The sequence below is a fragment of the Mesorhizobium sp. dw_380 genome (assembly GCF_018588885.1).
Classification (GTDB): Bacteria; Pseudomonadota; Alphaproteobacteria; order Rhizobiales; family Rhizobiaceae; genus Mesorhizobium.
Window position 1 is genome coordinate 1 of sequence record NZ_JAFFIW010000028.1, and the last position, 19,923, is coordinate 19,923.

The 19,923-nt window shown below is 64.5% G+C and carries 19 protein-coding genes; 7 read left to right on the plus strand and 12 right to left on the minus strand.

Annotated features, from left to right (window positions below; translation table 11 throughout):
- Positions 1–39: 39 nt before the first annotated feature.
- The 4 genes from carB to JT360_RS23080 form a co-directional block, all read right to left on the minus strand.
- Complete coding sequence (gene carB, locus JT360_RS23065) at positions 40–3,543, minus strand: carbamoyl-phosphate synthase large subunit (RefSeq protein WP_214474391.1); 3,504 nt, start codon at positions 3,541–3,543, stop codon at positions 40–42.
- Positions 3,544–3,750: 207 nt separating this feature from the next.
- On the minus strand, positions 3,751–4,620 hold the full coding sequence (locus JT360_RS23070; protein ID WP_214474393.1) for an SH3 domain-containing protein: 870 nt from the start codon (positions 4,618–4,620) through the stop codon (positions 3,751–3,753).
- Between the two features lie 142 nt (positions 4,621–4,762).
- Complete coding sequence (locus JT360_RS23075) at positions 4,763–5,521, minus strand: metallophosphoesterase family protein (protein WP_214474395.1); 759 nt, start codon at positions 5,519–5,521, stop codon at positions 4,763–4,765.
- A gap of 7 nt (positions 5,522–5,528) precedes the next feature.
- Positions 5,529–5,885, minus strand: coding sequence for an ArsR/SmtB family transcription factor (locus JT360_RS23080; RefSeq protein WP_214474398.1), 357 nt, complete (start codon positions 5,883–5,885; stop codon positions 5,529–5,531).
- Positions 5,886–6,103: 218 nt separating this feature from the next.
- Between JT360_RS23080 and JT360_RS23085 the strand changes: the two genes are divergently transcribed.
- Positions 6,104–7,282, plus strand: coding sequence for an MFS transporter (locus JT360_RS23085; protein WP_214474401.1), 1,179 nt, complete (start codon positions 6,104–6,106; stop codon positions 7,280–7,282).
- A 21-nt stretch (positions 7,283–7,303) separates the two neighbouring features.
- Here JT360_RS23085 and JT360_RS23090 read toward each other — a convergent pair whose 3' ends face one another.
- The gene (locus JT360_RS23090; RefSeq protein WP_214474403.1) at positions 7,304–7,762 is read right to left on the minus strand and encodes a MarR family winged helix-turn-helix transcriptional regulator; all 459 of its coding nucleotides are present in this window, start codon (positions 7,760–7,762) and stop codon (positions 7,304–7,306) included.
- A 216-nt stretch (positions 7,763–7,978) separates the two neighbouring features.
- Here JT360_RS23090 and JT360_RS23095 point away from each other — a divergent pair, with 216 nt between their 5' ends.
- Positions 7,979–8,773: an SDR family NAD(P)-dependent oxidoreductase gene (locus tag JT360_RS23095; RefSeq protein ID WP_214474404.1), complete on the plus strand. Its 795-nt coding sequence runs from the start codon at positions 7,979–7,981 to the stop codon at positions 8,771–8,773.
- 201 nt (positions 8,774–8,974) lie between these two features.
- Here JT360_RS23095 and JT360_RS23100 read toward each other — a convergent pair whose 3' ends face one another.
- A complete protein-coding gene (locus JT360_RS23100) occupies positions 8,975–9,574 on the minus strand; it encodes a LysE family translocator (RefSeq protein WP_214474405.1) in 600 nt (199 codons plus the stop codon).
- Positions 9,575–9,630: 56 nt separating this feature from the next.
- Here JT360_RS23100 and JT360_RS23105 point away from each other — a divergent pair, with 56 nt between their 5' ends.
- Complete coding sequence (locus JT360_RS23105) at positions 9,631–10,539, plus strand: LysR family transcriptional regulator (RefSeq protein WP_214474406.1); 909 nt, start codon at positions 9,631–9,633, stop codon at positions 10,537–10,539.
- Positions 10,540–10,605: 66 nt separating this feature from the next.
- On the opposite strand, the gene JT360_RS23110 is transcribed toward JT360_RS23105, so the two are convergent.
- The 3 genes from JT360_RS23110 to JT360_RS23120 form a co-directional block, all read right to left on the minus strand.
- Complete coding sequence (locus tag JT360_RS23110; RefSeq protein ID WP_214474407.1) at positions 10,606–11,256, minus strand: dihydrofolate reductase family protein; 651 nt, start codon at positions 11,254–11,256, stop codon at positions 10,606–10,608.
- Positions 11,257–11,363: 107 nt separating this feature from the next.
- A complete protein-coding gene (locus JT360_RS23115; RefSeq protein ID WP_214474408.1) occupies positions 11,364–12,218 on the minus strand; it encodes a protein-L-isoaspartate O-methyltransferase family protein in 855 nt (284 codons plus the stop codon).
- 53 nt (positions 12,219–12,271) lie between these two features.
- Entirely contained in the window at positions 12,272–13,636 is a 1,365-nt protein-coding gene (locus JT360_RS23120) for an Nramp family divalent metal transporter (RefSeq protein ID WP_214474409.1), read from the minus strand.
- A 233-nt stretch (positions 13,637–13,869) separates the two neighbouring features.
- Between JT360_RS23120 and mntR the strand changes: the two genes are divergently transcribed.
- The 4 genes from mntR (at position 13,870) to JT360_RS23140 (ending at position 17,994) form a co-directional block, all read left to right on the plus strand.
- Positions 13,870–14,322 carry a manganese-binding transcriptional regulator MntR gene (gene mntR / locus JT360_RS23125; protein ID WP_056578997.1) on the plus strand — a complete coding sequence of 151 codons (453 nt, stop codon included), beginning with the start codon at positions 13,870–13,872 and terminating at the stop codon, positions 14,320–14,322.
- A gap of 273 nt (positions 14,323–14,595) precedes the next feature.
- Positions 14,596–15,519, plus strand: a complete 924-nt coding sequence (gene ypfJ, locus JT360_RS23130) for a KPN_02809 family neutral zinc metallopeptidase (RefSeq protein ID WP_214474411.1) — start codon at positions 14,596–14,598, stop codon at positions 15,517–15,519.
- Between the two features lie 301 nt (positions 15,520–15,820).
- Positions 15,821–17,086 (plus strand): TCR/Tet family MFS transporter, encoded by a 1,266-nt coding sequence (locus tag JT360_RS23135; protein WP_214474412.1) that lies wholly within the window; start codon positions 15,821–15,823, stop codon positions 17,084–17,086.
- Positions 17,083–17,994, plus strand: coding sequence for an aldo/keto reductase (locus tag JT360_RS23140; RefSeq protein ID WP_214474415.1), 912 nt, complete (start codon positions 17,083–17,085; stop codon positions 17,992–17,994). The genes JT360_RS23135 and JT360_RS23140 overlap by 4 nt, the downstream gene beginning before the upstream one ends.
- A gap of 6 nt (positions 17,995–18,000) precedes the next feature.
- On the opposite strand, the gene JT360_RS23145 is transcribed toward JT360_RS23140, so the two are convergent.
- The 3 genes from JT360_RS23145 to carA all read right to left on the minus strand — a co-directional run bounded on the left by JT360_RS23145 (position 18,001) and on the right by carA (position 19,920).
- Positions 18,001–18,384, minus strand: coding sequence for a helix-turn-helix domain-containing protein (locus JT360_RS23145; RefSeq protein WP_214474417.1), 384 nt, complete (start codon positions 18,382–18,384; stop codon positions 18,001–18,003).
- 11 nt (positions 18,385–18,395) lie between these two features.
- The gene (locus tag JT360_RS23150) at positions 18,396–18,647 is read right to left on the minus strand and encodes a type II toxin-antitoxin system RelE family toxin (RefSeq protein ID WP_214474418.1); all 252 of its coding nucleotides are present in this window, start codon (positions 18,645–18,647) and stop codon (positions 18,396–18,398) included.
- A gap of 67 nt (positions 18,648–18,714) precedes the next feature.
- Positions 18,715–19,920 carry a glutamine-hydrolyzing carbamoyl-phosphate synthase small subunit gene (gene carA / locus JT360_RS23155; protein WP_214474419.1) on the minus strand — a complete coding sequence of 402 codons (1,206 nt, stop codon included), beginning with the start codon at positions 19,918–19,920 and terminating at the stop codon, positions 18,715–18,717.
- Positions 19,921–19,923: the final 3 nt, after the last annotated feature.

Below are 19,923 nucleotides of genomic sequence, written 5' to 3' on the forward strand. Positions count from 1 at the left end.
TTCTCCCCGTATAGTGACGGGGAGAAGAGAGCCTATCGCCTAGGCAAAATACTCCTGTAGCGGACGCACTTCCAAACTCCCCGCCTTCAGCGCCGCGATCGCCTCCGCCACTGCGGCAGCCCCCGACAACGTCGTGTAATACGGCACCTTCTGCATCAGCGTAGCCCTGCGCAGCGACTTCGAGTCCGACACCGCCTTCTGGCCATCCGTGGTGTTGAAGACGATCTGGACCTGACGGTTGCGGATGGCGTCTTCGATGTGGGGGCGGCCTTCCAGGACCTTGTTGATCTTTTCGGCGACGACGCCGTTTTCGGCGAGGAAGCGCTGCGTGCCTGAGGTGGCCAGCACCTTGAAGCCGAGGCCGGCGAGGCGTTTGACGGCTGGCAGGATGCCCTTCTTGTCCTCGTCGCGCACCGAGACGAACAGCGTGCCGGAGCGGGGGAGGTCGACGCCGGCGCCGAGCTGGCTCTTGGCGAAGGCGAGGGCAAAATCGCGGTCGAGGCCCATGACTTCGCCGGTCGAGCGCATTTCCGGGCCGAGCAATATGTCGACGCCGGGGAAGCGGGCGAAGGGGAAGACGGCTTCCTTGACCGCGATGTGGCCGGGGTTGCGCGGGTCGGGCATGGCGCCGTAATGGGCGAAGGCGTCTTCAAGGCTCTCGCCGGCCATGATACGGGCGGCGATTTTCGCGATCGGACGGCCGATGGTCTTGGCGACGAAGGGCACGGTGCGCGACGCGCGCGGGTTGACCTCCAGCACATAGACCGTGCCGTCCTTGATCGCATACTGCACGTTCATCAGGCCGCCGACATTGAGCGCGCGGGCGAGGGCGGCCGTCTGGCGCTCCAGCTCGTCGACAAGCTCTGAAGGCAGCGAATGAACGGGGAGCGAGCAGGCACTGTCGCCCGAGTGGATGCCGGCCTCCTCGATGTGCTCCAGGATGCCTGAGACGAAGGTCGCCTTGCCGTCGCAGAGGCAGTCGACATCGACCTCGATGGCGCCTGAGAGGTAGGTGTCGAACAGCAGCGGGTTCTTGCCCAGCAGCGTGTTGATCTGGCCGGTCTTGTCGTTGGGGTATTTCTGCTTGATGTCCTCCGGCACCAGGCCGGGCACGGTGTCGAGCAGATAGGATTGCAGCATGCTCTCGTCATGGATGATCTGCATGGCGCGGCCGCCGAGCACATAGGAGGGGCGCACCACCAGCGGGAAGCCGAGCTCGCCGGCGACGAGGCGGGCCTGCTCGACCGAATAGGCGATGCCGTTCTTCGGCTGGCTGAGGTTGAGCTTGTGCAGCAGCTTCTGGAAGCGGTCGCGGTCTTCGGCGAGATCGATCATGTCGGGGGAGGTGCCGAGGATCGGAATGCCGGCTTTCTCCAGCGCGTCGGCCAGCTTCAGCGGCGTCTGGCCGCCGAACTGGACGATGACGCCGACCAGTTCGCCCGAGGCCTGTTCGGCGCGCAGGATCTCCAGCACGTCTTCCGCCGTCAGCGGATCGAAATAGAGCCGGTCCGACGTGTCGTAGTCGGTCGAGACGGTCTCCGGGTTGCAGTTGATCATGATGGCTTCATAGCCGGCGTCGCGCAGCGCAAACGCCGCGTGGCAGCAGCAATAGTCGAACTCGATGCCCTGGCCGATGCGGTTCGGACCGCCGCCGAGGATGACCACCTTCTTGCGCGACGACACCTGCGCCTCGTTGGCGAGCGCGCCGGCGAAGGGCACTTCATAAGTGGAGTACATGTAGGCGGTGGGCGAAGCGAACTCGGCGGCGCAAGTGTCGATGCGCTTATAAACCGGATGAACGTCGAGCTTTTCGCGAATCTTCTGAACGACTTCGACGTCGGTCTTCGTCAAAGAGGCGAGGCGTGCATCGGAGAAGCCCATCGCCTTCAGCATGCGCAGATTGACCGCATCTTGCGGCAGGCCGTGCTCGCGGATGCGGGCTTCCATGGCCAGGATGCCCGCGATCTGCTCGAGGAACCACGGGTCGATCTTGCACATGGCGTGCACGTCTTCCAGCGAGGTGCCCATGCGGATCGCCTGCGCCACCATGCGCAGCCGGTCGGGTGTCGGCGTGCCCAAGGCGGCGCGGATGGCATTGCGGTCGTCGACATGGCTGGCGGGTGTCGTCCCATGGCCGATGCCGGGGATCTCGATTTCGTCCAAACCCGTCAGGCCGGTTTCGAGACCACGCAAAGCCTTCTGCAGCGATTCCTGGAAGGTGCGGCCGATGGCCATCACTTCGCCGACCGACTTCATGGCCGTGGTCAGCACCGGCTCGGCGCCGGGGAATTTCTCGAAGGCGAAGCGCGGGATCTTGGTGACGACGTAATCGATCGACGGTTCGAAGGAGGCGGGCGTGGCGCCGCCGGTGATGTCGTTCTCCAGCTCGTCCAGCGTGTAGCCGACGGCGAGTTTCGCCGCGATCTTGGCGATGGGGAAACCGGTCGCCTTCGACGCCAGAGCGGACGAGCGCGAGACGCGCGGGTTCATCTCGATGACGACGAGACGGCCATCGTCCGGGTTGACGGCGAACTGCACGTTCGAGCCGCCGGTCTCGACGCCGATCTCGCGCAGCACCGCGATCGAGGCGTTGCGCATCATCTGGTATTCCTTGTCGGTCAAGGTCAGCGCCGGGGCGACGGTGATGCTGTCGCCCGTATGCACGCCCATCGGGTCGATGTTCTCGATCGAGCATATGATGATGCAATTGTCCGCCTTGTCGCGGACGACCTCCATTTCATACTCCTTCCAGCCGAGCACGCTTTCCTCGATCAGCACTTCGGTGGTCGGCGAGGCGTCGAGGCCGGACTGGACGATGTCGTAGAATTCGGCCCTGTTGTAGGCGATGCCGCCGCCGGTGCCGCCCATGGTGAAGGACGGACGGATGATGGCGGGGAGACCGACATGGTCGAGCGCCTGGGCTGCGATCGCCATGGCGTGGCTGATGTAGCGCTGCTTGCGGTCGCCTTCACCGAGGTTCCAGCGTGTCTCCAGCGCATCGAGCGCGGTATCGAGATCGGCCGGCTTCTCGGCCTTCAGCGCGGCGCGCTCGGCCTCATGCGTCTTGCGGTCGGCGTTCTTGACGTCGGTGGCGTTGGCCAGCATCGACTTCGGCGTTTCCAGCCCGATCTTCTTCATCGCCTCGCGAAACAAAGCGCGGTCCTCGGCCTTGTCGATGGCCGTCGCGTCGGCGCCGATCATCTCGACATTGTAGCGCTCGAGCACGCCCATGCGGCGCAGCGACAAAGCGGTGTTGAGCGCGGTTTGGCCGCCCATGGTCGGCAGCAGCGCGTCGGGCCGTTCCTTGGCGATGATCTTGGCGACGACCTCGGGTGTGATCGGCTCGATATAGGTGGCGTCGGCCAGTTCCGGGTCGGTCATGATGGTGGCCGGATTGGAATTGACCAGGATGACGCGGAAGCCTTCCTCCTTCAGCGCCTTGCAGGCCTGGGTGCCGGAATAGTCGAACTCGCAGGCCTGGCCGATGACGATGGGGCCGGCCCCGATGATCAGGATCGACTTGATGTCGGTGCGTCTTGGCATGTCTTCGGATTCCGTTCGGCGAGCGGCTTGCACGAAAAACCGGGACGGGAAGACCCGGCCGGTTGTGCTTGCGATTCTGGTATCAGGCTAGGAGGGCCTTATAGGGAAGAGTTTTGTCGGATGTAACCCCGAAAATGAGGGGAGTAGGGCAGTAGGGCAGTAGGGCAGTAGGCAGTAGGCAGTAGGGGAGTAGGCAAGCCCTACTGCCTAATCCCTACTGCCTTCTTTCCCGAACGCAATGGCATCCGTAATCTCGAAGCGTTCGGAGACTCCAACTCGGATCATGTTGAGGCTGCCTTCGCGTGTGAAGCGGAAATCGCTGCCGGCGTCCGAGCCGGCCGGCAGGCCGGCACTGAAGGAGATCACACGCGTGCCGCTATCGGGCCAGGTCACGGTCACTTCGGCCTTGCCGGTGCCTTGGTGCAGGACGGTTGCCGCGCACCGGGTCATCGGCTGGCCGACATTGCGGGCGCAGGGGATCTCGACGGCACCGCCAGAGGCAAGGGCGTCGGGCTGGGGCGGCAGTTCCGCGACGGTCTGCTTGTCGGCGGCGAGGTCGGGAAGCTCTCCGGTCGGCGGGGCTTCAGCCGCCAGAGCCAGGCCATAAGCATCCTGCATGGCGGTCTCGGCAACGGATTTCATCGGCGTTTCGACAGGGTCGGCCGTATCGCCCAGGCGTGCTGTGAGGTCAGGCGCCGGCGGCGGGGCGGCGGTATCGCCGGCAGGCGCATCCGCCGCCTGGTCCAGATCGGACACGGTCGCCGGATTGAGGGGGACGAGATAGCGCGCGGGGGCCCAGCCGGTGGCTTTCGGATTGTCGGATGCAATCTTGCACCATGGATGCCCGTCAATGTCGTTGCAGCCGAGGTTCCTGACGCTCGCTCCGGCAGCCAGACGGGCCTCGGTCTTGCCGATCGCCGATGGCTTGGAGCGGACATTGAGCAGGTCGTCGGGGGCCAGTCCGGTGACGACGGAAATGAACGGCGCCTCTTCGGCATGGGCCGCGAGCGCCGCCAGCAGCGACGGCGCGGCAATCAATGCGTAGAGCACTTTGCGAAGCGCAATTCGGCGCCCCATCGTCAGGCCGTGGCAGATAGATTGTATTCCCAAAGGAGACCCAAAACGCTGCCGCACGCGAAGCCGGTTTTATAAGCGAGGGCGCGGCGCCATGTCTACCACCGAGATGGTCAGCACGGCATTCAGCCTGACATGAGCAAGCTCAGCCTGGCATAAACCCAGTCCTGAGCGCATGGGCCCATTCCGGGCGTCCCGCCCGCTCGGCCTGTCGTGCCGCCGCTTCATGGTCGTAATCGACGGCGATCATCTCGAAGCGGTCGGGCTGGCCGGCGCCACCCAAGGTGACGATGCCGTAGCGCGCATGCGGCGAGCCCTGTTCGGAGACATGCGCCGGCGGTGTCGAATCGTCATAGGCGGGGCAGCCGATGCTGCCCGGGTTGAAGATGACCGGACCATCGGGAATGCGGACCAGCTCCGCGCGGTGGCTGTGACCGCACAGCGCAATGCGGCAGGCCGGATCAAGCGCCTTCAGCCGCCGCCGGATCGCCGCCAGCGGCGCGCGCACCAGCTGGCCGTCGACGATCGCGTCGAGCAGATATTTCTCGTCATGGTCGGGGCGGGCGTGGAAGGCGATGACGCCCGGCGCGATCTCCAAACTCAGCGGCTGGGCGAACAGCGCCTCGCGCTGCGCTTGCGTCAGCCGCTCCTGCGCATAGACGTCGGACGCCCACATGGTCTCGTCGGCCGGGTCGACGGCGACGCGGCGGTCATGGTTGCCGCGCACCGTCGGCAGGTTCAGCGCCTCCAGCCGTCCCATCGTCTCGCGCGGCCAGAGCGGCCCGGAGACGCTGTCGCCCAGGTTGACGGTGAGGTCTGCGCCACCGCGCCGGCGCAAATCGTCAAGCACGGCGTCCAGCGCCAGGACGTTGCCATGGATATCGGCGAGGACGGCGATGCGCATGCTGGGCTCAGGCCGGCATTTCGATGTCGTGGCCGCCGACCGCCGGCAGTGCGGGATCATCCACGGCGGCGGCGATGACGCTGTCGAGCAGGCCGGGGAAGCGGGCGTCGAGGTCGGCGCGGCGCAGCGTGATCATGCGGTTGGTGCCGGCCACTTCGGCGCGGGTGATGCCGGCCTCGCGCAGCTTGGCGAGGTGGTAGCTCAGATTGGTCTTCGAACCGAGATCGAGGAACTGGCTGCAGTTCAGCGGCACGCCTTGCTTGCTGGCAAGATAGCGCACGATCGCCAGCCGCGTCGGGTCACCGAGCACGCCGAGCACGATCGGCAGGCTGATCTGGTCCGTATTGGGATGAGGCAGCGTCATGGCTGGAACCTAAGCACAGTTCGGGCCGATTTCAACGCATCCGTCCTCGCCTGCCTGTACACGCGTTTCTCCCGTTTCGATCCGTGCTGAACGACCGTGCTGACCGAATATGCTGACATGGGGCTGTCAGGATGGTTCAGCTATTTTCCCCTGGCTTTATTGACATCATGCCCTGCTATGTCCAATTGTTCAATAACTTTTGAACTAAGGAATCTGCCATGGACAAGCGGCTCTTCTGGCTTGCGCTCGGATCGTTCACGATCTCGACCGAGGGCTTTGTCATTTCCAGCCTTCTGCCCGACATCGCCCGGGATGCCGGCATCTCCATCCCGCTCGCCGGCACGCTGATCACCGCCTTCGCGCTCGCCTATGCGGTCGGCACGCCGATCCTGGCGACGCTCACCGGCGAATGGGACCGGCGCCGCGTCATCTTGTGGACACTGGTGTTCTTCGTCATCGGCAACGTTGCCGCCGCCCTGAGCTCCTCCTTCGAAGTGCTGCTCATCGCGCGCATCATCATGGCGCTGTCGTCGGGCCTGTTCGCGGCGACCGCGCAGGGGACGGCGGTGGCACTGGTCGATGATCATCACCGGGCGCGTGCCATCGCGGTCGTCGTCGGCGGCACCACGGTGGCCGTCGCGCTCGGCGCGCCGCTCGGTGCGCTCGTGGCCACGGTTGCCGGCTGGCGCGGCACCTTCTTTGCCATTGCCGGGCTCGGCGCGCTGGCCGGCGCCATCCTGTGGTACCGGCTGCCGCGTGGCATCGTCGGCACCAGGCTGCCGCTGAAGCGGCGGCTGGCGGCGGCACTTCGCCCCGGCGTCATGCCGATCCTGCTGACGACGGTTATCGCCCTGATCGGCGCCTTCACCGTCTTCGCCTACATCGCGCCTCTGGCCATCGAGGGCGGCGGATTGAGCCCGCTTGCGCTGCCCGGCATGCTGCTCGCCTTCGGCGTCGGCGCCGTCATCGGCAACATCGCCGGCGGGCAGGCCGCCGACCGCTTCGGCGCGACGCGCACCGTTGCCTGGTCGCTGGCGCTCAGCGCGGCGATGCTGGTCACGTTCTCGCTGATCCCGACCTTCCTGCCGCACAGCATTGCCGGGCCGGCGCTGATGGGCATGATGGTGCCGTGGGGCGTCGTCGGCTGGGCCTTCCCGCCGGCGCAAGCCAGCCGCATCATCAAGCTGGCGCCAGATGCCGCCCCGATTGTGCTGTCGCTCAACGCCTCGGCGCTCTATCTCGGCGTGGCGCTGGGCGCCGTGGTCGGCGGCGCCGTGCTGCGCTACGGCGTGCCGGCCGACCTCGGCCTGGTCGCCGCAGCCTTCCCGTTGATCGGGCTCGGCATCATGCTGGCCGGGCGGATGCTGGCGCGGCCGGTGGCGATGCCTGCCGAGTAGTTGCAAGGCCGGCCTAACACCTCATTGTGTGGCCGGCGGCAAGTCAAAATCCAGCGCGGTGATGTCATCCAGCACTGCGCGCAGGCGTTCCGCCTGCTCCTTGCCCACCACCTCTTCGAAATGGCGCTGGGCGATTTGCCATAGCTTCATCACCTCATCGAGCTTGGCCAGGCCCCGAGGCGTCAGCCGCACGCGCTTGACACGGCGATCGGCCGGATCGGCGAAGGTCTCGACATAGCCGTCGCGGATCAGCGGCTTCAGCGTGTGGCCGAGCGCCGACAGGTCCATGATCAGGGAAGCCGCAATGGTGCCCATCGCCGGCTCGTTGCCGATGTGGATCTGGTAGAGCAGGCCCTGCTGCGTGGCCTTCAGGCCCGAGGGCGCCAGCACATCATCATAATACTGGCCAATCTTGCGCGTCGCGCGACGCAGCACGGCGTTGTTGCAGAGCGTCAGACCGGGCAGGGCCTCTTTCGACATGATGGTTCCCTAAGCGGCGCAGCCATGGGTGCCCGCCGCTGCCTGACAAATAATCCCGGACCCGCTCATTGACAAGATAGTGGCATATGCCTACTTCGTCGAAAGTGGTATATGCCACTAATTCAGATCAGGCAGCTTGCCGGCAAGGCGAGGGCGGACGCCCACGGGCGCCGGCGGCCAAATCGAAACAAGCAAATCAGCAGAAGGAACAGGACAATGAGCGGACAGAGCAACAAGGGCACGGCGGTCGTCACCGGTGCATCATCGGGCATCGGCGCGGTCTATGCGGACCGGCTGGCAGGGCAGGGCTATGATTTGGTGCTGGTGGCGCGACGCGCCGACCGGCTCGAGGAATTGGCCGAAAAGCTGCGCCATGCCTATGATCGCAAGGTCAGCGTGATCAGCGCCGATCTGTCAAATGACGATGATGTGCGCCGCGTCGAACAGGCGATATCAGGCGACGACAGCGTCACGCTGCTGGTCAACAATGCCGGCCTGGGTGGCGCGCCGGTGGTGGCGACAGCGGACGCCGATGTGGCCGAGCGCATGATCAAGGTCAATGTCATCGCCTTGACGCGGCTGACCCGTGCCGTGCTGCCGGGGCTTTTGGCGCGCAACCGCGGCGCCATCGTCAACATCGCCTCGGTGCTCGCCTTCGACACTTCGTTCGGTGGCATCTACAGCGGCACCAAGGCCTATGTCGTCAACTTCACCGAAGCCCTGCACCGCGAGGTCGCGGGCACCAATGTGACGGTGCAGGCCGTGCTGCCGGGCGCGACCCGCACCGATTTCTGGGAAGCCTCCGGTGGCGATATCGACCAGCTTCCAAAGGAAATCATCATGGCCGCCGACGATATGGTCGATGCCGCCCTTGTCGGCCTGGCCAGGGGCGAAGCCGTCACCGTGCCGGCACTTGCCGACGCGGCCAAGCTGGACACGTTCCTCGGCGCCCGGCAAGCCTTCTTCGGCAGCCTGCACGCCGACAAGCCTGCGGCCCGCTACGCGGCTTGAGGGCTGGTTCGCCAAGCGAACCAGTACCCCCACCCCGCTCACTTCGTTCGCGACCCTCCCCACAAGGGGGAGGGTGAGGAACCGCGGTATTCCTTTTTTGAGACACGGCGCAGCGATGGGCTTCCCACCTCCCCCTTGTGGGGAGGTCGGACCGAAGGGCCGGGTGGGGGGCGGCGCCAACATCTCGGCGAAGCCGCGCCTCTAAGCCGATCGCCACATCGGAATGATCGACGCGGCCAGCACCAGCGCCAGCACGATGTTGAGCGCGCGCCATTGCCATTCGGTCTTGAGCAGCCGGGCCAGCACCATGCCGGCCATGCACCAGACGGACAGCGAGATGGCGGCGGCGAGGCCGAAGGTCGAGCCGAGCAGCAAAGCGAGCTGTCCCGGACCATCGGCGAGAGCCGCGAACGAAGCCGCCGCGCCCAGCCCCATCGCCCAACCCTTGGGGTTCATCCACTGGATGCCGGCGCCGCCAAGGAAGCTGTTGGGCTTGGCCATCGTGACGTCCAGATTGGGCGGCCCGGCGCGGCCGATCTTGATCGCCAGCCAGACGAGATAGAGCGAGCCGATCACCTTCATCGCCAGTTGCAGCGACGGCACCGCAAGCAACAGTCCGGCGAGCCCGGCGGCGGCAGCCCCTGTCACCGTGGCGAGACCGGCGGCACTGCCGATCATCAGCGGGACCGAACGGCGAAAGCCGAACTGCGCGCCCGAAGCGGTCGACAAAGTGGTAGCGATGCCGGGCGTCGCGGTGGCCACGAAGGCAAACAGGATGAGCGGCAGGACAGGCTGGAGCATCGGGCGTCCTTCGTCGGAGGCTCCATGGTAGACGCGGACCGGAATCAGTAAATGCAATGTTTGTGATATGTGGCATTAACATCTATAATGCCGACATGATCCGCAACCTCGATACTGCGCTGATGCGCACCTTCGTCACCGTCACCGACAAGGCCAGCATGACGGCGGCGGCCAATGCGCTGCACCTGACACAGGGCGCCGTCAGCCAACAGATCAAGCGGCTGGAAGAGACGCTCGGCTGCAGCCTGTTCGAGCGCGAGCGGCGCGGGCTGCGCCTGACGCGTTCGGGCGAGCGGCTGTTCGACAAGGCCAAGCGCCTGCTCAGCCTCAACGACGAGATCTGGGCCGAGATGGCGGGCAGCGCGGTGGCCGGCCAGGTGCGGCTCGGCGTACCTTACGATCTCGTCGGCACCTTGCTGGCACCGGTGCTGAAGGCCTATGCCGAGACCTATCCGCAGGTCGAGATTTCTCTGGTCTGCGCCTCCTCACCGGAATTGGCGTCAGCGCTTGCGGCGGGGACCATCGACCTCGCGGTGATCGAGGAGCGGGTCGGCCCGACATCAGGCGAATGCCTGGCCATCGACCGGCTGGTCTGGGTCGGCGCCCGGGGCGGCGTTGCCCGTGCCAAGCGGCCGCTGCCGGTCTCGATCGTCGCCGACACCTGCGCCTTCCGCCCGGTCGTGCTTGCGGCGCTCAACGAGCATGGGCTGGAATGGCGCACCGTGTTCGAGAACGGCAACATCGACGCCACGACGGCGACGGTGCGCTCCGACCTCGCCGTCACCACATGGCTGGCTTCCACCGTGCCAGCCGATCTCGACATCCTGCCGTTAGAGACCGGCCTGCCGCCGCTGCCGAATTTCTCGATCAACCTGCATTTGCCGAGGCACGGGGTCGGCCCGGCGGCGCAGGAGTTTGCGCGGCATATACGCGATGGGCTGGCGCGGCGGCCACAGGCGGCTTGAACGCCTCACTTCGCTGGAACACCCCTTGTACAAGGGGTGTTCCAGCTTGGCGCCATATCAGACATTTTACCTCCAGTTCTTGCGCCGCTCGAGCTCGGCGTCGGATGGCTCCCCGGTAACAAAGGAACCGACCTTGATTTCGCCCGCGCGTTCATAGGTCGCCGTGATGACACCGGTGCTGGTGGCCTGCGACTTGGTAAGCTTGAAGGCGGCCGGCATCGCGTCGTCGCCGAACAGACGCTTGCCCTTGCCCAGCAACAGCGGGAAGGTCATCAGCCGGATCTCGTCGATCAGCCCGTTGGCGAGCAGGGTCTGGATCAGATTGCCCGATCCCTGGATGAGCAGGTCAGGCCCATCTTCCTGCTTGAGGCGGCGCAACGCCGCGATGATATCGGGCCCAAGCGATTGCGTGTTCTGCCAGGTGAGCGAATCCGGCCGATGCGTCGCCACATATTTGATCGCGGGGTTGAAGGCATCCGCGATCGGATCTTTCTGATAGGGCCAGTACGCGGCGAAGATGTCGTAGGTTCTGCGGCCGAGCAGCAGGGCGAAGGGTTTGGAGAATAGTTCATCCAGTGCCGCGCCGGCCACCTCGTCAAAGTAGTGGAACGTCCAGCCGCCGAACTTGAAGCCGCCGATCGGATCCTCCTCCGGACCGCCCGGTGCCTGCATGACGCCGTCGAGGCTGATGAACGTCGCGGCGATGATCTTTCTCATTTCACTCTCCCTTGTTCCATCCACGCCGTCACGGCCGGACTATAGCCCAAGGACGAACGATCGGCCGCCAATCCGACAGGGCATGCGAAATTCCTGGCGGTCCTCCGTCATTTCCGGGGTCTGGCGTGCGGTCCCGCATCGAGGTTTTTCGACGAAAACCAGACGTCGCCGAAGATGGCGGTGGCGGTGCGGTCCGGCTGCTTGTCGCGCGTCAACCAGATCGAGCGGCTGCGCGTGGCCTGTTTTCGTGTCGGGATTTTCGCCGCAAGATCCGCAAGCGAGGCACCGAAGCATGGGATGAACCAGGAGCGCATGAAGGGATCGCAGGCAAAGCCCTTTTCGGTGCGGGTCACCATCACCGCCAGCGGGATGCGCTCGGCCGGGCGCCAGGGAAAGATCATGCGGCCGCCCGGGCGCAGCGCCTTCAGCCAATCGGCCGGAGGGGCGACGACGCCGGCGTTGACATAGACGATGTCGGATGGCGGCAGGGACGTGGCCACGGCGTCGCCATGGACGACAGTCACATTGCCATAGGCTTCGAGATTCTCGCGCGCCAGATGGGCCAGCCTGTCGTCGAGCTCGAAAGCGGTGACGGTGCCGCCAGGCGAAACCAGGCCGGCCAGCAAGGCGGTGTAGTAGCCGGTACCGGCGCCGATATGCGTGACGGCCTCACCGGGTTTCGGCGCAAGCTTTCCGATCCACATTGCATGCAGGAACGGTTCGCCATTGTTGATGCCCTTGTCGGCATCGAGCGCCACCAGCACGTTCTGGTAGACATGGGCCGGGTCGGTGCTCGGCGTCGTGACCTTGCCGTTGCCGGCGACGACCGTCCATGGTCCCGGGCCGAGAAAGGCCTCGCGCGGCACACTGGCAAAAACCGCTTCCAGGCGCGGATCCGATGAGGCGGCATTGGCCGCCATCAGCCGCGCGTAGAATTTCCTGATGTCTTCGATATTGCTCATGGCGCCAGGAAGGATAGCGCAATTTGACCGCTTGTCTCGTAATCCGTCGGAGTTCAGCCGACCCCAAACAGCGTGTCGTAGAGCAGCTTGAAATTGAGCACGAGGATGATCGCCGCGACCACCCAGGCCAATGCGGCCACGCCGCGCGGAATGGCGAGGCTGCCCATCTTCTTCTTGTCGGACACGAACTGCACCAGCGGGATGACCGCGAAGGGCAGTTGCATCGACAGGATCACCTGGCTGAACACCAGCAGCTGGCCGGTGCCCTTTTCGCCATAGAGCGCGGTGATGACCACCACCGGGACTATGGCGAGGCCGCGCGTCAAAAGCCGGCGGGCCCAGTTCGGGATGCGCAGCCGCAGGAACCCTTCCATGATGATCTGGCCGGCCAGCGTCGCGGTCACCGTCGAGTTCAGGCCCGACGCCAGCAGCGCCACGGCGAACAGGATCGAGGCGATGCCGAGGCCCAGCAGGGGCGACAGCAGTTCGAAGGCCTGGTTGATTTCGGCGACATGCTGGTGGCCGGTGTCGTGAAAGGCGACCGCCGAGACGATCAGGATGGCGGCGTTGACGAAAAGCGCCAGCATCAGGGCGATGGTCGAGTCCGTCGTTGCCCATTTGACGGCATCGCGCTTGCCCTTTTCGGTGCGCTCATAGGCGCGTGTCTGCACGATCGAGGAGTGCAGGTAGAGATTGTGCGGCATGACCGTGGCGCCGATGATGCCGATGGCGATGTAGAGCATCGCCGGGTTGGTGACGATCTCGGAGGACGGCACGAACATCGCATGCAGTATCGTGCCGGCCGGCGGGGCGGCGACGAAGATCTGGATGGCAAAGCAGCTGAAGATGATGATCAAAAGCGCGATGACGAAGGCTTCGAGGTAGCGGAAACCCTTGTTCATCAGCAAAAGCACGAGAAAGGCATCGAGCGCGGTGAGGATGGCGCCGCCGATCAGCGGAATGCCGAACAGCAGCTGCAGCGCGATTGCGGTGCCGATCACTTCGGCGAGGTCACAGGCGATGATGGCGAGTTCGCAGGCGATCCACAGCACGAAATTGACCTGCTTGGGATAATAGGCGCGGCAGGCCTGGGCGAGGTCGCGGCCGGTGGCGATGCCAAGCCGGGCGGCCAGCGCCTGCAGCAGGATCGCCATCAGGTTGGACAGCATGATGATGAACAAAAGCGTGTAGCCGAACTGGGCGCCGCCGGCGAGGTCGGTCGCCCAGTTGCCGGGGTCCATATAGCCGACCGAGACCATGTAGCCTGGCCCCATGAAGGCGAACAGCCGGCGGAACCAGACGCCCGAGCTCGGCACCGCGATGGTGGAATTGACTTCGCGCAGGCTAGGCTGGTCGTCCTCGTCGCGCCTGGTGAACCGCCATGCGGACCGAGGGGCTGTAGCTTCTGCTTCTGACATCAAAACGCTTTCCGCGACTTCGGGTGGATAGCTGTAAGGTATGCCATGGCTCAACATTATGCAATATGCTATATTTCATTGTCGGTGCTTTTGCGAGCCCTCCGAACTGCATGCAGAAGCGGCAATCGGAAACGCCGGTTGCGCCTGTGGGGGGAATGCAAATAAACGGCCTGAAGAATCAGAGCCCGTGCTATAAAAGCGGCGACGGCCAAACTCCCGAGGAGGAGCGCGCATTGGCGCTGAAGAACAGACCGGTCCCGCGTGAGCCGCTGCCCGACGCCGATGTCCATTCGGAAGGGTTCCGGCAGACGCGCGAAGCGCGCCGCAGCGCGCTGGTCGAGGATTATGTCGAATTGATCGCCGATCTGATCGAGGATGGCAACGAGGCGCGCCAGGTCGACATCGCCGCGCGTCTCGGCGTCGCCCAGCCGACGGTGGCCAAGATGCTCACCAGGCTGTGCGCCGACGGGCTGGTGTCGAGAAAACCCTATCGCGGCGTGTTCTTGACCGATGCCGGGCGCAAGGTGGCGGAAGAAAGCCGCATCCGCCACCAGACGGTGGAAGCTTTCTTGCGTTCGCTCGGCGTCAGCGCCGAGACGGCGCGCATCGACGCCGAAGGCATCGAGCATCATGTCAGCGCCGAAACGCTGGAAGCGTTCCGCAAGGCGATGACGGCGCCGCGCTGAAGCGCGGCGACCAACTTGGCGGCAAGGCTTCCGTCTGCTTCAATCCGGGCACGAACGAAGCCATCGTCACACTTCGCGAAATCAAGGCGAGCACTGTCCTTGCAATCTGCGGCCTGGAGACAAACGAACTGACGTTGTGATCGCTCGCCGGTTTGTCTCGCTCAAGGCCGCCGAAAAATGCTGTGACTTGGCGCAACCGTTACGATAATTGTTTGTCCGGGTTGAGCCGGCCTTGCCGGAGCAACGAGGAAGTTCAAGTCGCGGGGAGTTGCCATGCTCTGGAGAGGCCGTCGTCAGAGTGACAATATCGAGGACGACCGCAGCGACAGCGGCGGCGGCGGTATCGGCGGCGGCCCTGGCCAGTTCCGCATCCCGATCGGCGGCCGTGCCGGCGGTGGCGGCAGCATCTTCCTCGTCATCCTAGTCGTGCTGGCCGGATGGTATTTCGGCTTCGATCCCTCGACAATCCTGGGCGGTGGCGACGGCGGCCTGCTGCCGGGCGGTGGTGGCCAGATCACCGACAACAGCGGCGGCCCGGACAGCGGCACCGCCCCCGCCAATGACGAGATGAAGCAGTTCGTGGCGACCGTTTTGGCAGAAACCGAAGACACCTGGACCGGCATCTTCAAATCGCAAGGCCTGACCTATGAGGACCCGAAGCTGGTGCTGTTTTCCGGCCAGGTGCGTTCGGCCTGCGGCTTTGCCTCGGCCGCGGCGGGACCGTTCTATTGTCCTGGAGACCACAAGGTCTATCTCGACATGACCTTCTTCCAGCAGCTCGACCAGCAATTCGGCGCTTCCGGAGAATTCGCGCGGGCCTATGTGATCGCGCATGAGGTCGGCCACCATGTGCAGAACCTCACCGGCATCATGTCCAAGTTCAACCAGATGCGGCAAAGCATGAGCGAGGCCGATGCCAACCAGTTGTCGGTGCGCATCGAGCTGCAGGCCGACTGCTTCGCCGGCGTGTGGGCACACTACACCGGGCAGAAGGGGATATTGGAGCAGGGCGACATCGAAAGCGCGCTGAATGCCGCCAAGCAGATCGGCGACGACACGCTGCAGAAGAAGATGCAGGGCTATGTCGTGCCGGAAAGCTTCAACCACGGCACCTCGCAGCAGCGGCAGACCTGGCTGGCGCGCGGCTACAAGAGCGGCAAGCTTTCGGATTGCAATACGCTGAGCGGCCCGCTCTAACGAGGCTGTTTGGAAATTCTACTCTGACGGCCATCTGAAGGCGTTTTCTGTGCTTCCGGTGCTCACGGACCTGAATGTCCGCTGCGCTCCGGTTCTCGAAACCACCTTCATATGACTCGCCAGAGCGAATTTCGAAACAGTCTCGGGCCAGCGGTTTCTCGCACTAGTCTGGGCAAAGATGCCGTCAGGGATTGTCAGGATCAAACATTCCTGCCCGTTCTCGCATTGTTCCTTTTTGCCGGCTCGCCTATAAGGTGCATCGCCTGCGCCCCAGGGCGGGCCAGAGGAGCTTGACGCAATCATGATCAACCCCAAAACCGCCAGGCGGGGCCTTGCGCTGGTTTTCACCACGCTGCTGCTCGACATTATCGGCTTCGGCATGATCATGCCGGTGCTGCCGGCCTATCTCAGGGAACTGTCCGGCGTCAGCATCAGCGGCGCGGCGATCGAGGGCGGCTGGCTGTTCTTCGTCTATGCGGCCATGCAGTTCTTCTTCGCGCCGATTATGGGCGGCTTGAGCGACCGCTTCGGCCGCCGGCCGATCCTGCTCGCCTCTGTGCTGACCTTCTCGATCGACAATCTGATCTGCGCGGTCGCCTGGTCCTATCCGATGCTGTTCATCGGGCGTGTGCTGGCCGGCATTTCCGGCGCCAGCTATTCGACGACATCCGCCTTCATCGCCGACATCTCGAATGATGAGAACCGGGCGAAGAATTTCGGCCTGCTCGGCATCGCGTTCGGCGTCGGCTTTGTCATCGGGCCGGTGCTGGGCGGATTGCTCGGCACGTTCGGACCGCGTGTGCCGTTCTATTTCGCCGCCGGGCTCGCCTTCGTGAACTTCCTGATCGCGATGTTCTTCCTGCCCGAAACGCTTGATGACAAGCACCGCCGCCGCTTCGAGTGGAAACGCGCCAACCCGGTCGGCACGCTCCTGCAGATGCGCCAGTATCAAGGCATTGGCTGGATCGGGCTCGTCTTCTTCCTGATGACGCTCGGCCACATGATGTATCCGGCGGTGTGGTCTTTCGTCTCCAACTACCGCTATGGCTGGAGCGAGCAGCAGATCGGTTTTTCGCTGGGCGCCTTCGGCCTGTGCGGCGCGATCGTCATGGGCACCGTGCTGCCGCGTGTCATCCCGAGGCTCGGCGAATGGAGGACGGCGGTCATCGGCCTGACCTTCACGGCCGCGAGCGCCTTCGGCTACGCCTTCGCCTCGCAAGGCTGGATGGTCTATGCGGTGATCGTCGTCGGCTGCCTTGAGGCGTTGGCCGATCCCCCGCTCAGGAGCCTTGCCGCCGCCAAGGTGCCGCCTTCGGCGCAGGGTGAACTGCAGGGCGCGATGACTTCGATCTTCTCGATCACCTCGATCATCACGCCGCTGCTCTACACCGCGATCTTTTCCTGGTTCACCGGGCCAAGCGCACCCGTGACCTTCGGCGGTGCGCCCTATCTGGTTGGCGCGTGTTTCCTGGTGCTGGCGCTGATCGTCTTCGTCACCAAGGTGGCGAGGCCGGCGGCAATCAGAAACGTCGCCACCGATGTCGCGGAAGATGGAGCGCATGGATGAGCCGTGACGGGCGCATCGTCCTGACCAAGGACGGGCTGTCGCTGTCGCGGCTGGTCTTCGGTGCCTCGCGCCTGTTCAATGGCGCCGTGCGCCTGGAAGTCGCCCGGCTGATCGGCACCGCCATCGATCTCGGCCTGACCAGTTTCGACCATGCCGACATTTACGGGAATTACGAAGTGGAGGCGGCGTTCGGCGCCGGGCTGTCGTGTTGGAGAGGCAAGCGCGAGGAGATCGAGCTGATCTCGAAGTGCGATATCATGCTGGCCTCGCCCAACCGGCCGCAAAACCGGCTGAAGCATTATGACACCAGCGCCGCCCATATCTTGGCTTCAGTCGACCGTTCGCTCACCAATCTCGGCACCGATTATCTCGACCTGTTGCTGCTGCATCGGCCGGATCCGCTGATGGATGCCGACGAGACGGCGGCGGCACTGGCCGGACTGGTCAAATCGGGCAAGGTGAGGGCGGTCGGCGTCTCCAATTTCACACCGTCGCAGTTCGATCTCCTGGCCTCGCGACTCCCTTTCGTGCTCGCCACCAACCAGATCGAGATGTCGGTGCTCAAGACATCGGCGCTGACTGACGGCAGTCTCGATCACGCGCAGCGTCTCGGCTACGCGCCGATGATCTGGTCGCCGCTCGGCGGCGGTTCCCTGTTCACCGGCATGGAAAGCCGGGAAGCAAGGGTGCGGGCGGCGCTCGCGGCGGTGGCCGCCGAAGTCGGCGCCGGCGATCTCGCCACTGTCGCCATTGCCTGGCTGCTGCGTCATCCGGCCCGGCTGCTGCCGGTGATGGGTTCGATGAAGCCCGAACGTTTGGCGGCGATGGTCAAGGCGCTGGAGATCAACCTCGACCGCCAGCAATGGTTCGCCATACTGGAAGCCAGCGAAGGCCGGCCGGTGGCGTAAGTCGGACTAGGATTCGATCCATTCGCCGGGGACATCCAACGTCTTCGCCAGCATGGCGCTGGTCTGTGCCGATGGCTTGCGGCGATTGGATTCAAGATCCGACAGGAAACCTTGGCTGACACCGATGGCATTTGCCACCTCGGCTTGCGTCAGCTTGCGCCAGTTGCGCAGCGCTCTGAGGCGGCTGGAGCCCCGCAAAATATCCATCGTCACGTCGGCGGGCAGGGTCTTTTCCGTTTTGAGTTCAGCCTTTCGTTCATCATAGATGGCCACATCCGCAGCGTCTTCGAGAGCTTCTTCGGCAGCATGAAGCAACGCCTCGTAGTCGGCCTTCGGGATGACGACCAGTTCTTCGCCGGTTGAGGTCTTTATGATTTGCGGGGCGTTCATGATGTGCTGTCCTATCGCCTGATATAGGTAGTCGTTTCCCGCTTGCCGATGTAGACCGCGAGGATGGTGATACGATCTTCATCGAATATGACGCGGTAGCGACCGATCCGCAGCCTGTAACCGTCCCTGCCGGCAAGACGCTTTACATCTCCACGGCCGCTGACTGCGTAAGCGATCAAACCTTCCGAGACCTGCTCGCGGACATCAGCCGGCAGGTTATCGAGATCGCGAGCCGCCGATGCAGAAAGAACAATCGTCTTCACCGGCGGTAATATCGCAGATTTATCGCTCCGCGTTAAGCGATATTATCGCAATCGCTGACGTGCAGCATCAAGCCCGTTCGGCCAGCAATTCCTCGCCGCGCTTTTGGCGGATCAGGTTGACGAAGCGGCGGAACAGATAGTGGGAATCTTGCGGGCCCGGGGAAGCCTCGGGATGATGCTGGACCGAGAACACCGGGCGGCCGGTGAGCGTAATGCCGCAGTTCGAGCCGTCGAAGAGCGAGACGTGGGTTTCCTCGACGCCTGATGGCAGCGAGTCGGCATCGACGGCAAAGCCGTGATTCATCGAGACGATCTCGACCTTGCCGGTGGTGTGATCCTTCACCGGATGGTTGGCGCCGTGATGGCCCTGGTGCATCTTGGCGGTCCTGCCGCCCAGCGCCAGCGCCAGCATCTGGTGGCCGAGGCAGATGCCGAACACCGGAATGTCTGTTTTCAGCAGATCCCGGATGACCGGCACGGCATAGTCGCCGGTGGCTTCCGGGTCGCCGGGGCCATTGGACAGGAAGATGCCGTCCGGCTGCATGGCGAGGATTTCTTCAGCTCCAGTCTTGGCCGGCACCACGGTGACCTTGGCGCCGAGACCGGCGAGCAGGCGCAATATGTTGCGCTTGACGCCATAGTCGATGGCCACGACGTGCATGGAGGGTTCGGCCTGTTCGCCAAAACCTTCGTCCCATACCCAGGGCGTCTCGCGCCACACCGAGGACTGGCCTGACGTGACCTCCTTGGCGAGATCGAGGCCGATCAGGCCCGACCATGCCGCGGCGCGCCGCTTCAGGTCGTCGAGGTCGAACACGCCCTCGGGGGCATGCGCGATGACGGCGTTGGGCATGCCCTTTTCGCGGATCAACGCGGTGAGCGCGCGGGTGTCGATGCCCGACAGCGCGACGATGCCGCGCTTCTTCAGCCACTGGTCGAGATCGCCGGCGGCGCGGTAGTTGGACGGGTTGGTAACATCGGCCTTGAACACCGCGCCCACGGCGCCGGCCCGGGCGGCCGGGTTGAGATCCTCGATGTCCTCGCCATTGGTGCCGATATTGCCGATATGCGGGAAGGTGAAGGTGACGATCTGGCCGGCATAGGACGGGTCGGTGAGGATTTCCTGATAGCCTGTGAGTGCGGTGTTGAAGCAGACTTCCGCGACGGCGGAGCCGGTGGCGCCCAGGCCGCGGCCCTCGATGACGGTGCCGTCGGCCAGCACCAGAAGGGCGGTCGGCTTTTCGGTGGCCCAGGCGGGCGTCATCTCGGCCATGGC

What these genes read in the sequence shown, in the direction of transcription:
- JT360_RS23090 (WP_214474403.1), bottom strand. Translation starts at nt 7,762, where the DNA reads ATGTCGAAAGAGGCCCTGCCCGGTCTGACGCTCTGCAACAACGCCGTG.
- JT360_RS23110 (WP_214474407.1), bottom strand. Translation starts at nt 11,256, where the DNA reads ATGAGAAAGATCATCGCCGCGACGTTCATCAGCCTCGACGGCGTCATG.
- JT360_RS23070 (WP_214474393.1), bottom strand. Translation starts at nt 4,620, where the DNA reads ATGGGGCGCCGAATTGCGCTTCGCAAAGTGCTCTACGCATTGATTGCC.
- JT360_RS23140 (WP_214474415.1), top strand. Translation starts at nt 17,083, where the DNA reads ATGAGCCGTGACGGGCGCATCGTCCTGACCAAGGACGGGCTGTCGCTG.
- JT360_RS23145 (WP_214474417.1), bottom strand. Translation starts at nt 18,384, where the DNA reads ATGAACGCCCCGCAAATCATAAAGACCTCAACCGGCGAAGAACTGGTC.
- carA (WP_214474419.1), bottom strand. Translation starts at nt 19,920, where the DNA reads ATGGCCGAGATGACGCCCGCCTGGGCCACCGAAAAGCCGACCGCCCTT.
- JT360_RS23095 (WP_214474404.1), top strand. Translation starts at nt 7,979, where the DNA reads ATGAGCGGACAGAGCAACAAGGGCACGGCGGTCGTCACCGGTGCATCA.
- JT360_RS23120 (WP_214474409.1), bottom strand. Translation starts at nt 13,636, where the DNA reads ATGTCAGAAGCAGAAGCTACAGCCCCTCGGTCCGCATGGCGGTTCACC.
- JT360_RS23100 (WP_214474405.1), bottom strand. Translation starts at nt 9,574, where the DNA reads ATGCTCCAGCCTGTCCTGCCGCTCATCCTGTTTGCCTTCGTGGCCACC.
- ypfJ (WP_214474411.1), top strand. Translation starts at nt 14,596, where the DNA reads ATGCTCTGGAGAGGCCGTCGTCAGAGTGACAATATCGAGGACGACCGC.
- JT360_RS23105 (WP_214474406.1), top strand. Translation starts at nt 9,631, where the DNA reads ATGTTTGTGATATGTGGCATTAACATCTATAATGCCGACATGATCCGC.
- JT360_RS23115 (WP_214474408.1), bottom strand. Translation starts at nt 12,218, where the DNA reads ATGAGCAATATCGAAGACATCAGGAAATTCTACGCGCGGCTGATGGCG.
- JT360_RS23075 (WP_214474395.1), bottom strand. Translation starts at nt 5,521, where the DNA reads ATGCGCATCGCCGTCCTCGCCGATATCCATGGCAACGTCCTGGCGCTG.
- JT360_RS23080 (WP_214474398.1), bottom strand. Translation starts at nt 5,885, where the DNA reads ATGACGCTGCCTCATCCCAATACGGACCAGATCAGCCTGCCGATCGTG.
- carB (WP_214474391.1), bottom strand. Translation starts at nt 3,543, where the DNA reads ATGCCAAGACGCACCGACATCAAGTCGATCCTGATCATCGGGGCCGGC.
- JT360_RS23085 (WP_214474401.1), top strand. Translation starts at nt 6,104, where the DNA reads ATGGACAAGCGGCTCTTCTGGCTTGCGCTCGGATCGTTCACGATCTCG.
- JT360_RS23135 (WP_214474412.1), top strand. Translation starts at nt 15,821, where the DNA reads ATGATCAACCCCAAAACCGCCAGGCGGGGCCTTGCGCTGGTTTTCACC.